This window comes from Streptomyces sp. NPDC002690 (assembly GCF_053592415.1).
The window spans coordinates 1-13617 of the sequence record NZ_JBSFVR010000194.1; the positions used below are offsets into that span (position 1 = coordinate 1).

General features: G+C 71.1%; 9 protein-coding genes and 1 tRNA gene. 9 read left to right on the forward strand and 1 reads right to left on the reverse strand.

Annotation, left to right across the window (positions count from 1 at the left end; translation table 11 throughout):
* From ACWD3D_RS22750 to ACWD3D_RS22760, 3 genes are all read left to right on the forward strand, one after another.
* A partial coding sequence (locus ACWD3D_RS22750) for a peptidoglycan-binding protein (protein ID WP_451462662.1) occupies nt 1-1062 on the forward strand: 1062 nt, incomplete at its 5' end.
* Entirely contained in the window at nt 948-2849 is a 1902-nt protein-coding gene (locus ACWD3D_RS22755; RefSeq protein ID WP_451462669.1) for an SPFH domain-containing protein, read from the forward strand. The genes ACWD3D_RS22750 and ACWD3D_RS22755, both read left to right, overlap by 115 nt.
* A 173-nt stretch (nt 2850-3022) precedes the next feature.
* A complete protein-coding gene (locus ACWD3D_RS22760) occupies nt 3023-3613 on the forward strand; it encodes a lytic polysaccharide monooxygenase auxiliary activity family 9 protein (RefSeq protein ID WP_451462663.1) in 591 nt (196 codons plus the stop codon).
* 250 nt (nt 3614-3863) lie between these two features.
* On the opposite strand, the gene ACWD3D_RS22765 is transcribed toward ACWD3D_RS22760, so the two are convergent.
* Nucleotides 3864-3937 (reverse strand) — tRNA-Lys (locus ACWD3D_RS22765).
* Nucleotides 3938-4224: 287 nt separating this feature from the next.
* Here ACWD3D_RS22765 and ACWD3D_RS22770 point away from each other — a divergent pair.
* The 6 genes from ACWD3D_RS22770 to ACWD3D_RS22795 all read left to right on the forward strand — a co-directional run bounded on the left by ACWD3D_RS22770 (nt 4225) and on the right by ACWD3D_RS22795 (nt 13516).
* Nucleotides 4225-5232, forward strand: a complete 1008-nt coding sequence (locus ACWD3D_RS22770) for a LacI family DNA-binding transcriptional regulator (protein ID WP_451462670.1) — start codon at nt 4225-4227, stop codon at nt 5230-5232.
* Nucleotides 5233-5459: 227 nt separating this feature from the next.
* Nucleotides 5460-6830, forward strand: coding sequence for an extracellular solute-binding protein (locus ACWD3D_RS22775; protein WP_451462664.1), 1371 nt, complete (start codon nt 5460-5462; stop codon nt 6828-6830).
* A 2-nt stretch (nt 6831-6832) separates the two neighbouring features.
* A complete protein-coding gene (locus ACWD3D_RS22780) occupies nt 6833-7879 on the forward strand; it encodes a carbohydrate ABC transporter permease (protein ID WP_451462665.1) in 1047 nt (348 codons plus the stop codon).
* Between the two features lie 11 nt (nt 7880-7890).
* Nucleotides 7891-8778, forward strand: coding sequence for a carbohydrate ABC transporter permease (locus ACWD3D_RS22785; protein WP_451462666.1), 888 nt, complete (start codon nt 7891-7893; stop codon nt 8776-8778).
* 90 nt (nt 8779-8868) lie between these two features.
* Nucleotides 8869-11811: a CBM35 domain-containing protein gene (locus ACWD3D_RS22790; protein WP_451462667.1), complete on the forward strand. Its 2943-nt coding sequence runs from the start codon at nt 8869-8871 to the stop codon at nt 11809-11811.
* Between the two features lie 76 nt (nt 11812-11887).
* Nucleotides 11888-13516, forward strand: coding sequence for a glycoside hydrolase family 13 protein (locus ACWD3D_RS22795; RefSeq protein ID WP_451462668.1), 1629 nt, complete (start codon nt 11888-11890; stop codon nt 13514-13516).
* Nucleotides 13517-13617: the final 101 nt, after the last annotated feature.

Here is a 13617-nt window from a genome sequence, read left to right on the forward strand (position 1 = left end):
CGGCAGTTCCCTCGGCGCCCCTGCGGTATTGAAGAAGCTGCCCGAGTTCCCCGACTACGAGGACGGGTGGCAGATCGCGGACCGCCTCCCGCGCCCCTGGTCCTGCGGACCACCACCCGCGGGGAGATCATTTCCCGCGCCAAGACGTGGGTGGCCGCGAAGGTGCCGTACGACATGGAGAAGTACTGGTCCGACGGGTACCGCCAGGACTGCTCCGGCTATGTCTCGATGGCCTGGGACCTGGGCGGCAACGAATGGACCGGCAGCCTCTCCTCGTACGGCACGCGGATCGCGCGCTCGCAGCTGCAGCCGGGCGACATCCTGCTCTTCCACAACCCGGCAGACCCCAACAAGGGGTCGCACGTCACGATCTTCGGCGGCTGGACCAACAGCGCGCACACCCAGTACATGGCGTACGAGCAGACACCCCCGGCCACCCGGAAGAAGACCACGCCCCTCGCGTACTGGAGCAACTCCGACAAGTACCTCGCCTACCGCTACCGGGGGCTCGCCGGCGGTTCCGGCGGCGGCTCGTCGGCGGGGTATCCCGGTGCCGCCACGTTCGGGCCGGGAGCCCGCAACGCCCATGTCACCCGGCTCGGCGAGATGCTGGTGGCGCGGGGCGGGAAACGTTTCTACGCCCAGGGCCCCGGCCCCGCCTGGAGCGAGGCGGACCGGCGCGCGACCCGGGCGTTCCAGCAGGCGCAGGGGTGGAGGGGCGCGAACGCGGACGGCCTTCCCGGCCCCGACACCTGGCGCCGACTCGTGGACGGCACCGGAAGGAACATCCCGGCGGCCGGGTCGGGAGGCGGTTCGAGCGCGGTTCCGCCCTTCCCCGGACGGGGCTATTTCAAGCCAGGTCAATCGAACGCCCATGTCGAGCGGCTCGGCAGGCAGTTGGTGAAGAAGGGGTACGGGCGGCACTACGCCTCGGGGCCGGGCCGCCGCTGGACCGAGGCGGACCGGCGCAACGTGGAGGCGTTCCAGCGGGCCCAGGGCTGGCGCGGTGGCGTGGCGGACGGCTACCCGGGGCCGGACACCTGGCGGCGGCTCTTCTCCTGAAGGGCCGAGGCCCGCCCGGCGGATCGGAGGACCGATGCTCCGTCGGTGCGGCGGCCCGGCGGCTCGGCGGATCGACAGCTCCGGATCGCCGGAGTGCGGAAAGGGAACGGTGGCTCGTGTACGGAGACGAGGAAGACGGCGCAGGGGCGGGCCGTGGTGCCGGAGACGCCGCCGGACCGGGGGCGGGCCCGGGCGGAGAACCGGTCCCGGAACCCGGTCGGCCCGCGGACCGCGATCCGCGTACGGAGGGTGGGCCCGAGGCCGAGGGGCCCTGTGTGGACGTGGTGCTGGAACTCGAGCACGGCGGGACGGAGACCTCCTGGATGCGCACGGTTTCGGCCACGGTCTCGGTGCCCGCGAGCAGTCAGGGCGCCGGCCCGGCCGACGGGACCGGCGGAGCCGAGGGGGGAGGCGGAGTCGACGGGACCGGCGGAGCCGAGGGGGGAGGCGGAGTCGAGGGGGCTGCCGGGGGAGAGGCGCCACCCGCGGAGGCGCCCGCCGGGGAGGTGCCCGCCCCGGCCGGCGGTCATCGCGAGGGAGACCGGCGGGTGACCGGCCGCCGTCGGCCGGTCATCGCCAACGAGTCCACCGCGTCCATCCCGGTGCACCTACTCTTCCGCGACGAACCCCGCGACCCCGACGACCGGACCGGGATCCTCCCGCGCGCCGGTACCGGCGCACCGGACCCTTACGGACCGCCGGGCGGCCCCGCCCGGGACGGCGGGGGCGGCGGAGACCCGGGACGGACCGCCGGGGTCGCCTCGCTGCCCGTCGCCGTGGCCCGCCACGCGCTGCCGGCCGACCGGCCCGGTGCCGGGGCCCGGCGCCCGCCCGTACCCCGATCGCCGCAGGTCGGTGCGGTGACCCGCCCCGCGCCGGTCGCCGATCCCCGGCTGCGCGAGCGCCCCGGACCGGCCCTGCCCGGCTGGGTGGCCGTGCTCACCGGGATCACCGGCTGCGCCGCCGCGCTGGTGGTCCTCTGGTGGGCTGGTGCGCTGCCGGGGACGGCGCAGACCCGGCTCGGCATCGGGCCGCGCCCGTACGAGGGCATCGGCCTCGGCCTCCGGGCGGTGCTGGCGGCGCTGGTGGCCGTGGTGCTCTTCGCGTTCGGGGGCCTCGGGCGCGGGCGGGTCGGGTACGCCCTGGTGCTGACGCTCTTCGGCGACTACCGGGGGAGTGTCCGGCGTACCGGGCTCTTCTGGGTCTCCCCGCTGCTGCTCCGGCGCCGCACCGACGTCCGGCTGCGGCACTGGCGGAGTGAGCCGATGCCCGCCGTGGACGCGAACGGCACGGCGCTGCGGGTCACCGTTCTCGTCGTCTGGCGGGTCAAGGACACCGTCCGGGCGGTGCTGGGGGTCGCGGACCACGAGGCGTACCTGCGCGAACAGGTCGAGGCGGCGATGGCCCGGGTCCTCTCGCAACTGCCCGCCGACGCCTTCCACGAGGACGCCCCCACGCTGCGGAACGCCGAGGCGGTCGGGGACGCCCTGACCCGGATGCTGAAGGCGGACTGCGAGCCGGTCGGGGTGGAGGTGTATTCGGCGCAGCCGACCGGGATCGAGTACGCCCCCGAGGTCGCGGCGGCGATGCAGCGCCGCCGGGTCGCGGCGCTCGACGCGAGGCACCGGGACAGCGTGCTGACCTCCGTGGTGGACGCGGTCGACGACACCGTCCACCGACTCACCACGCGTGGGCTCGTCGCGCTCGACGACTACGAACGCAAGTCCCTGGTAAGGGACTTGACGGTGGCCTTCTACACGGGGCGGGGTGGTGGCGAAGGGATCTGAGGGGCCCGAGGGAGCCGTGCGGCAGCGCAGCATAGCGAAACGGAATGCCGTCACGCAGTGGTCTGGACATGTTCAAGGCGCGTCCATACTGTGGGACTTGGTCTAGACCGCACGACCGCGCGCTTCACGAGCAGTGCTCACCGAAAAGTCCCCATGTCCCTGAGGAGCGAAGCATGCGTAAGAGGGCAAGCGCGGCCGTGGTCGGCCTGGCGATCTTGGGCGCTTCGGCGCTCGCCACCAGCAGCGCCAGCAGCCACGGCTACACCGACAACCCCATCAGCCGTCAGAAGCTCTGTGCCAACGGCACGGTCACCAACTGCGGCAACATCCAGTGGGAGCCGCAGAGCGTCGAGGGCCCGAAGGGCTTCCCGACGGCGGGTCCGGCGGACGGGAAGATCTGCTCCGCCAACCACACCGAGTTCGCGCAGCTCGACGACCCGCGCGGGGGTAACTGGCCCACCACGCAGGTCACCGGCGGCCAGTCGTTCAACTTCCGCTGGCAGTTCACCGCCCGTCACTCCACGACGGACTTCCGGTACTACATCACCAAGCAGGGCTGGGACCCGACGAAGCCGCTCACCCGGGCCTCGCTGGACTCGCAGCCGTTCCTGACGGTGCCGTACAACAACCAGCAGCCGCCGGCCACGCTGACGCAGACGGGCACCATCCCCAGCGGGAAGACCGGCCACCACATCATCCTGGCGGTGTGGACGATCGCGGACACCGCGAACGCGTTCTACTCCTGCTCGGACGTGAAGTTCTGATCCCCGCGCCGGAGGCGGGTGGGCGTTCGACGGCCCCCGTACCGGCACAGGTGCGAGAAGCGCCGGTCCGCGAGACATCGGCGTGAGTGGGGAGGGGAGCGCGATCGGCGACGGCCGGACGTGATGCCCCTCGGAAGAAGCGCGGCCGTTCGGGCGGGACGGCCGAGCCCTTGAACCATCGACGAACAGCAGGACGGCACAACGCAGTGGGGCGGTCTCCGATGCCGGAGACCGCCCCACTGTCGTGTCGTGCGCCGCCAGGGACTCGAACCCCGGACCCGCTGATTAAGAGTCAGCTGCTCTAACCAACTGAGCTAGCGGCGCCTGCTGACTCGAAAATAATACCTGCTCCACGGGGGTGCTGATGACACCCCTGTTCGGGACGGGGTGGAACGGGGCGGGGCGGGGTGGGGAGGGTGAGGGTGGGGCGGGGTCGGGGGTCGCGGTCGTGCGGCGGGCCGCCGTGCGCCTCGTGCCGCGCCTCCGCCCCGTTTGCTGCGATGCCGTACCCGCGAGAACGCGCCGGGCGCAGGGGTGTGCGTCAGCCAAAGTAAGTTTCTTACGTAAGTGATCTTTCTTTTTGCGCTCATTCTTGTCACGCTGACTTCGTGATGAATCGAAGGATCTCCGAAGTCGCCGCGTACGCGGGCGTCAGTACGGCCACGGTCGGTCGCGTCCTCAACGGGCGTACGGGCGTGTCCGCCCCCACCCGCGAGGCGGTGCTGGCCGCCCTGGACGTCTGCGGCATCGAGCGGCCGGTGGGGATGCGCGGGGAGCGGGCGGCGCTGATCGGCCTGGTCGTGCCCGACCTCCAGAACCCCGTGTTCTCCGCGTTCTCCGAGGCCCTGTGCGTCCTGCTGGACCGGCGGGGGCTCATTCCCGTGCTGTGCACGCACAGTCAGGACGGGGTCTCGGAGGCGCACTACATCGAGATGCTGCTACGGCAGAACATCGGCGGGATCGTCTTCGTGGGCGCCAGTTACGCCGACGCCGGACCGGAGCACGGCCAGGTGCTGCGGGAGCGCGGAATACCGATGGTGCTGGTCAACGCGGCGGACGAGAACTCCGGGGTGGCCCAGGTGAGGGTGGACGACGCGCTCGCCGCCGAGCAGGCGCTCGCCCATCTCGCGGCGCTCGGGCATGAGCGGATCGGCATGGTCCTGGGGCCCGGCGGCCATGTCCCCTCGGCCCGGAAGCTCGCCGGGTTCGCGGCCTTCTGCAGCCGCCGGGGCGACGCGCCGGAGGAGTGGCGGCGGCTGGTCGCGCACGCCCTGTTCACCATGGAGGGCGGGGCCACCGCGCTGCCCCGTCTGCTGGCCGAAGGGGTCACCGGGGTCGTTTGCGCGAGCGACGCGCTGGCGCTCGGAGTCATCCGCGGGGCCCGTCGGCAGGGGTTGCGGGTGCCCGAGGACCTGTCGGTCGTCGGCTTCGACGATTCCCCGTACATGGTGGCCACGGACCCGCCGCTGACCACCGCGCGGCAGCCCGTCCAGGCCATGGCGGCGGCGGCCGTGGCCGCGCTGGTGGGTCAGATCGAAGGGCGTGCGGATGCGAACGACCTCCTGATGTTCGACACCGAGCTGATCGTGCGCGGCTCGACGGCCGGCCGCCCCCGCTGAGCCGCCCGCGGTGGCGCGCGGGGGGTGGCGGGCCACCTTCCGCGGGTCGCGCACGCCTGCCGCGGGGCCGCCCCTCGGTGAGCGGCCTCACGTCACCACCGAGGGTCCTGCTGATTACATTCTTGCGCAGATGCATTGACTTCTTGCGTAACCGGCTTCTACCTTCAGCGCTGTTCACGTGCATCGGGTCCCGCAGCCCGGGGGCACCCATCTGGAAGGCGATTCGCATGAATGGCATGGCCGGCGTCAGCAGGCGTCAACTTCTCGGTTCGGCGACCGCGCTCGCCCTGGGCCTGGCCCTCACGGGCTGTGGCGGTTCCTCCGATTCCTCGTCCGGCGTCGACGAGAACGGCGTGGTCACGATCAGCGTGAACGGGATGCCGGCCAAGACGCAGCCCGAGGACCGCAAGGACTTCGAAGACCTGGTCAAGCAGTTCGAGGCGGCCCACCCCAAGATCAAGATCGACGCCCGCGAGGGCCAGATGGACCCGAAGACCTTCGCGGCCAAGCTCGCCGGGGGCCAGCTGGAGGACGTGTACTACGTCTACTTCACCGACCCCGCCGGGCTCATCCAGCGCCGCCAGGGCGCCGACATCACGAAGTACCTCAAGGGCGTCCCGTACCTGGACCAGATCCGTCCCGCCCTCCAGGACGTCTTCAAGGGACCCGACGGCAAGATCTACGGGGTGCCCACCGGCAACTACTCCCTCGGGCTCGTCTACAACCGCGCCCTCTTCAAGAAGGCCGGGCTCGACCCCGACAAGCCGCCGACCACCTGGGAGGAGGTGCGCACCGCCGCCCAGAAGATCAGCGCGCTGGGCGACGGGACCGTCGGGTACGCCGACTACAGCAAGAACAACCAGGGCGGCTGGCACCTCACCTCGTGGATCTACTCCATGGGCGGGGACGTGGCCACCCAGCAGAACGGGAAGTGGAAGGCCGCGTTCGACAGCGACGCCGGCCGCAAGGCGCTCCAGGCCCTGCACGACATGCGCTGGACCGACAAGTCCATGGGCACCCGCCAGCTCCTGGAGATCGCCGACGTCCAGAAGATGATGGGCTCCGGCAAGCTCGGGATGTACATGGCCGGTCCGGACAACATCCCCACCATCGTCAAGCAGTTCGAGAGCAAGTACGACGACTACGGGTTGGCCGCCCTCCCCGGCACCGCGACCCTCGGCGGCGGCGACGGCTTCATGTTCAACCCGAAGGCGTCCCCGGAGAAGATCAAGGCCGGGCTCCAGTGGATCCAGTGGAAGTACCTCAACCCGGACCGCGAGGAGGAGAACGTCAAGAAGTTCTCCGGCCTCGACGTGCCGATCGGCCTCCCGCAGCCCAACCTCTTCAACGGTGCGGCGCAGGCCAAGAACGACGCGATCCACGCGAAGTACGCCAACGTCCCGCAGGCCAACTACCAGCCGTTCGTCGACCGCAGCGACGACGTCGCCGTCAAGGTCGAGCCGCCGAACGCGCAGCAGCTCTACACCGTCCTCGACGGGGTCATGCAGTCCGTGCTGACCAAGGAGGACGCCGACCTCGACAAGCTGCTCGCCGACGCCGCGAAGCGCGCCGACTCCATCCTCGCCACGGTGAAGTGATCATGGCCGGTCGACCGCTCCCCACCTCCCCGGCGCGCGCCACCGCCCGCGACCGGACCCCGGTACGCGACGGAGCCCCGGCACCCGCCGGGGCGTCCGGCCCCGGCACGAAGACCTCTCCCGCCCGGGGACCGGCATCGCCCGCCGGCCCGGCCGCCCGGGGCGGGGCGGCGACCGGCCGGTTCCGGCGCAGAGTGCGCGAGAACCTCGTCGCGTACCTCTTCCTCGCCGCCGGAGTGATCTGCTTCGCGCTCTTCTCCTGGTACCCGATCGTGCGCGGCATCCTGCTCGGCTTCCAGCAGGTCACCTTCGCACAGCCCGCCGAGTGGGTCGGGCTGGACAACTTCCGCCGGCTCTTCGACGACCCGCTCTTCCTCACCGCCTGGAAGAACACCGGCTGGTTCACCCTGCTCGCCCTGGTCTTCGGCTTCGCCGCCCCCTTCGCGACCGCCGTCGTCCTGAACGAACTGCGGCGCGGCAAGGCGTACCTCCGGATGACCGTCTACCTGCCGGTCATGCTGCCCTCGGTCGTCACCATGTTGCTCTGGCGCTGGTTCTACGATCCGGGACCGGGCCTCTTCAACAACGTGCTGGACGTCTTCCACCTCCCGCCCCAGCAGTGGCTGGAGTCCGAGAACCTCGCGATGGTCTCCCTGGTCCTCGTCTCCACCTGGGCCAACATGGGCACCACCACCCTGATCTACCTCGCGGCGCTGGGCGGCATCCCCGGCGAGCTGTACGAGGCGGCCGAGCTCGACGGCGCGTCGATCCGGCGGCGGCTGTGGCACGTCACGATCCCGCAGATGCGGTTCATCCTGATGATCACCCTGCTGCTCCAGGTCATCGGCACCATGCAGGTCTTCGTGGAGCCGTTCGTGCTGACCGGCGGCGGGCCCGACGACGCCACCGTCACCGTCCTGCTGCTGCTCTACCGCTACGCCTTCGTCTACAACGACTTCGGCCTGGCCAGCGCCATGAGCACCCTGCTCTTCGTGGTGCTCGGCGCCTTCGCCGGCGTGTATCTGCGCCTGACCCGGAGCAAGGGCTGAGAGGAAGAGTCATGGCCGCCGAAACACCCACCCGCACCCTGATCGCACCCACCGAGATGAACCGGCGCGTCGGCAGGTTCCTCCACCGCTTCGTCCTCACCGCCACCCTGATCGGCTTCACCCTCGCCTTCGTCTTCCCGCTGTACTGGATGGCCTCCGGCGCGCTGAAGTCGTCGAGCGAACTGGCCGCCCCCACCCCGACCCTCGTACCGGAGAGCTTCCACCCCGAGAGCTACACCGACGCCTGGACCAACGTCGGGCTCGGCCACTTCTTCCTCAACACCTTCGTGCTCGCGCTGGGCGCCTGGCTCACCCAGCTGATCATCGACGTGTCCGCCGCCTACGCGCTCTCCAAGCTGCGCCCGGCCCTCGGCAACGTGATCCTCGGCATGATGCTGGCGACCCTGATGCTGCCGGTGTCCGCGCTGCTGGTGCCGACGTACCTCACCGTGGTCGACGTACCGATCCTGCACGTCAACCTGATCAACACACCGTTCGCCATCTGGCTCCCGGCGGCTGCCAGCGCCTTCAACATCTTTCTGCTGAAGCGCTTCTTCGACCAGATACCCGCCGAACTCCTCGACTCCGCAAGGATCGACGGCGCCGGCACGATCCGGGTGCTGGTCTCCGTGGTGCTGCCGCTCTCCCGGCCGGTCCTCGCCGTCGTCTCGATCTTCGCGATCGTCGGCGTCTGGAAGGACTTCCTCTGGCCGATGCTCGTCCTCCCCGACGAGGCGAAGCAGCCCATCACGGTCGCGCTCAACCGGCTGGCGGAGTTCATGCCCGCCAACCAGCTGCTCGCCGGAATGGTCATGGCCAGCATCCCCCTGCTGGTCCTCTTCCTGATCTTCCAGCGGCACATCATCGCGGGCCTGACCGCCGGCAGCCTCAAGGGCTGACCCCGCGCGCCACCGGTCCCCTTTCGCGAGCACCCACCCCCCCTACCCCCGCACGTCCAGGGACCCCACCCACAGGAAGGGCACACCGCTGTGTCTCCTGCACCACGCCGGCGCCCCCGCGCCGCACGTCTCGTCGTCCCCCTGCTCCTGTCCATGCTCGGCACTCTGCTGCTCGGCGCCACCTCCGCGACCACCGCCCAGGCCGCCACCACCGCGCTGGAGGCCGAGTCGGCGCAGCTCTCCGGGGGTGCGGCGGTCTCCACCGAGCACTCCGGTTTCACCGGCAGCGGCTTCGTCGGTGGCTTCACCGACGCCCACAAGGGCGCTGCCTCCGTCACCTTCCCGGTCCAGTCGTCCGCCGCCGGGACCGGTTCGGTCGCGTTGCGGTACGCCAACGGCACCGGCGCCGCGATGACGCTGAGTCTCTACGTGAACGGGTCGAAGGTCCGCCAGATCAGTCTCGCGCCGACCGCGAACTGGGACACCTGGTCCACCCGCGAAGAACAGGTGACGTACGCGCAGGGCGCGAACACCGTCGCGCTCACGTTCACCACCGCCGACAGCGGCAACGTCAACCTCGACTCCTTCACCGCCACCACCGGCACGGGCACGGGGACCGGCACCGGCACCGGCTCCTCCGGTCTGGAGGCCGAGTCGGCGCAGCTCTCCGGGGGTGCGGCGGTCTCCACCGAGCACTCCGGTTTCACCGGGAGCGGCTTCGTCGGCGGGTTCACCGACGCCCACAAGGGCGCCGCCTCCGTCACCTTCTCCGTCCCCTCCTCCCTCGCCGGGACCGGTTCGGTCGCGCTGCGGTACGCCAACGGCACCGGCGCCGCGATGACGCTGAGCCTCTACGTGAACGGGTCGAAGGTCCGCCAGATCAGCCTCGCCCCCACGGCGGACTGGGACACCTGGTCCACCCAGGACGAGCAGGTGACCTACGCGAAGGGCACCAACACCGTCGCCCTCACCTTCACCACCGCCGACAGCGGCAACGTCAACCTCGACAGCCTCACCGCCACCACCCCGGCCGAGACCGGTCCGGTCACCCTGACCCACCAGGCCGAGACCGCGTTCGTCTCGGGCGGCGCGACCACGGCCTCCGCCGTCAGCGGCTACGAGTCCACCGGCTACCTGACCGGCTTCACCACCACCGGCGCCCGCGCGGTCCTCGCGGTGAACGCCCCGTCCGCCGCCACCTACCCGCTGGTGCTGCGCTACCGCACCCCGAACGCCACCGCCGCCACGATCACTCTGCTCGCCAACGGCACCAAGGTCCGCGTGCTCACCCTGCCCGCGACCAACGGCGCCTGGGCCACCGCGACCACCGACGTGCCCCTGCGCGCCTCGCTCAACCACGTCACGCTGAAGACCGCCTCCGGCGACAACGGCAACCTCCAGCTCGACGGGGTCACCGTCACCGGCTCCACCCCCAACGCCGTGCGCGGCGCGACCCTCCCGTACACGGCGTACGAGGCGGAGTCCGGAACCACCAACGCCTCCACCACAGGACCCGACCGCACCTACCTCACCGTGGCCTCCGAGGCCTCCGGCCGCCGGGCCGTGGTGCTCGACCAGACCGGCGAGTACGTGCAGTTCACCCTGACCCAGCCGGCCGACGCGCTGACCCTGCGCTACTCGGTACCGGACAACGCGGCGGGCACCGGCGCCGACTCCACGCTCAGCGTCTACGCCAACGGCACCCAGGTCCGCGACCTGGGTCTCAGCTCCACGTACAGCTGGGTCTACGGCAGCTACCCGTACACCAACACGCCGTCCCAGGGCTCCGGGCACCACTTCTTCGACGAGACACGGACCCTCACCGGCCACCTCGCCGCGGGCACCGTGCTCAAGTTCCAGAAGGACGCGGGCGACACCGCCGCCTCCTACACGCTGGACCTGGTCGAGACCGAGGCCGTCCCGGCCGCCCTCACCATGCCGTCCACCGGATTCGTCTCCGCCACCACCCTCGGCGTCACCCCGGACGACTCCACCGACGACACCGCCGCCCTCAACGCGGCCGTCACCACGGCCACTTCGCAGGGCAAGGGGCTCTGGCTGCCCGCCGGTACGTACGACATCTCCGGCCACGTCGACCTCGCGGGGGCCGACCTGCGGGGCGCCGGGCAGTGGTACACCGTGCTGCGGGGCAAGAACGGCAAGGGCGGGCTCTTCGGGCGAGGCGGCACCAGCAACGTCCAGGACCTCATGATCGCCGGTGACGTCCGCTACCGCGACGACGCCAACTTCGACGCCGCCGTCGAGGGCGACTTCGGCAACGGCTCCACCCTGACGAACCTCTGGATCGAGCACACCAAGGTCGGCCTCTGGATCGACGCGCCCACCAACGGCCTCTACGCCGCCGGGCTCCGCATCCGCGACACCTTCGCCGACGGCGTCAACCTCCACAAGGGGACCACCGGCACCGAGGTATCGCACAGCAGCGTCCGCAACACCGGCGACGACGGGCTCGCCATGTTCTCCGAGGCGCAGGCCGTCAGCACCAGCGCCTTCCGCTTCGACACCGTCCAACTGCCCCTGCTCGCCAACGCCGTCGGCATCTACGGCGGTAACGCCAACCGGGTCGAGGACAACCTCCTCGCCGACACGGTCACCGGCTCCTCCGGCATCGCGATCAGCAGCCGGTTCGCCCCCGTGCCGTTCAGCGGAACCACCGTCGTCCTGCGCAACACCCTGACCAGGACCGGCGGTTACGAGCCCAACTGGGCGAGCAAGCTCGGCGCCCTGTGGGTCTACGCCGACTCCTCCGACATCACCGCGCCGATCCTGCTCCAGGACAACACCGTCCTCGACAGCACCTACAGCGGACTTCTCGTCTCCTGGCAGAAGAACGTCCAGTCCCTCACCGTCGCCAACCTGACCATCACCACGGCGGGTTCGTACGGCATCGAAATCAACTCCGCCGGTTCCGGAACCTTCTCCGGCACCACCGTCACCGGAGCCGCCGCCGGCGGCCTCTCCCTGGCGGGCGGATTCACGGTCAACAAGGGCTCCGGCAACACCGGCTGGTGACACCCCGACCGGGTGCGGGCCCGTGCCTGACCACGGGCCCGCACCACCCCGTATCCCCACAGCAAGGAGTCTCAGAGTGACCACCCCCTGGTGGCGGCACGCCGCGATCTACCAGATCTACGTACGCAGTTTCGCCGACGGCAACGGCGACGGCACCGGCGACCTCGCCGGAGTCCGCGCCCGCCTGCCGTACCTGCGCGAACTCGGCGTGGACGCCCTGTGGTTCAACCCCTGGTACACCTCGCCGATGGCGGACGCGGGCTACGACGTCGCCGACTACCGCGACATCGACCCCCTCTTCGGCACCCTCGCCGAGGCCGAGGCGCTGATCACCGAGGCCCACGGACACGGGCTGCGGGTCCTCGTCGACCTGGTGCCCAACCACTGCTCCGACCAGCACGTCTGGTTCCAGCAGGCGCTGGCAGCCGGACCCGGCTCACCGGAACGCGAGCGCTTCTGGTTCGTCCCCGGCAAGGGCCCCGACGGCGCACTCCCGCCCAACGACTGGAACTCCTACTTCGGCGGCCCCGCCTGGACCCGGATCACCGAGGCGGACGGCACCCCCGGCCCCTGGTACCTCCACATGTTCGCCCCCGAACAGCCCGACCTGAACTGGGAACACCCGGAAGTCCGCGAGGAGTTCGAAGACGTCCTCCGCTTCTGGCTCGACCGGGGCGTCGACGGCTTCCGGATCGACGTGGCGCACGGACTGGCGAAGGCGCCGGGCCTGCCCGACGTCGGCCCCGACCCGGACGTCACCGACCTTCCGTACCAGGACTGCGCGCCCGTCCACGACATCTACCGCTCCTGGCGGAAGCTCCTCGACACCTACGACGGCGAACGCGTCTTCGTCGGCGAGGTCTGGCTCCCCAGCCCCGAGCAGTTCGCCCGCTACCTGCGCCCCGACGAACTGCACTCCGCGTTCAACTTCGACTTCCTCTGCTGCGCCTGGGACGCGGCGGCCCTGCGCGGGGTCGTCGACTCCACCTTCGCCGCCCACGCACTGGTCGGGGCCCCGCCCACCTGGGTGCTCTCCAACCACGACACCATCCGCCACGTCACCCGCTACGGTCGCGAGGACACCTCCTTCGACATGGGCGACAAGCGGCTGCTGGACCCCAGCGATCCGGTCCTCGGCCGCCGCAGAGGACGTGCCGCCGCCCTCCTCACCCTGGCGCTCCCCGGCGGGGTGTACGTCTACCAGGGCGACGAACTCGGCCTGCCCGAGGTGCAGGACCTCCCCGACGCCCTCCTCCAGGACCCCACCTTCGTCCGCTCCGGCGGCATGGACCGGGGCCGCGACGGCTGCCGCGTCCCGCTGCCGTGGCAGACCACCGGCACCTCCCTCGGCTTCTCCGCCGGCGACGACACCGCGTCCGCCGCCGCTCCCTGGCTGCCGCAGCCGGCCGCGTGGTCGGCGCTCGCCGTGGAGGCCCAGGAGGCCGATCCCGAATCGGTCCTCACGCTCTACCGCACGGGTCTGGCGCTCCGCCGGGAGCTGCTGGTCGGCCTGCCCGAGACGCTGACCTGGGTGGACGCCGGACCGGAGGTGCTGGTGTTCGACCGGGGCGAGAGCTTCCGGTGCGTGGTCAACCTGGGGGAGCGCCCGTACGAGCTGCCCGCCGGAGCGACCGTACTGCTGGCCAGCGGCGGGCTGAGTGGCGGCGCGGTACCTCGGGACACCACGGTGTGGATCACCCGCTGAGCTGCTGAGCCGTCGAGCACCGGCCGAGCGGGTACGGGGAGGGGGCGGACCGGACGACCCGGCCGCCCCCACCCCCCCGTCGGGCAGAGCGCCCGCGACAC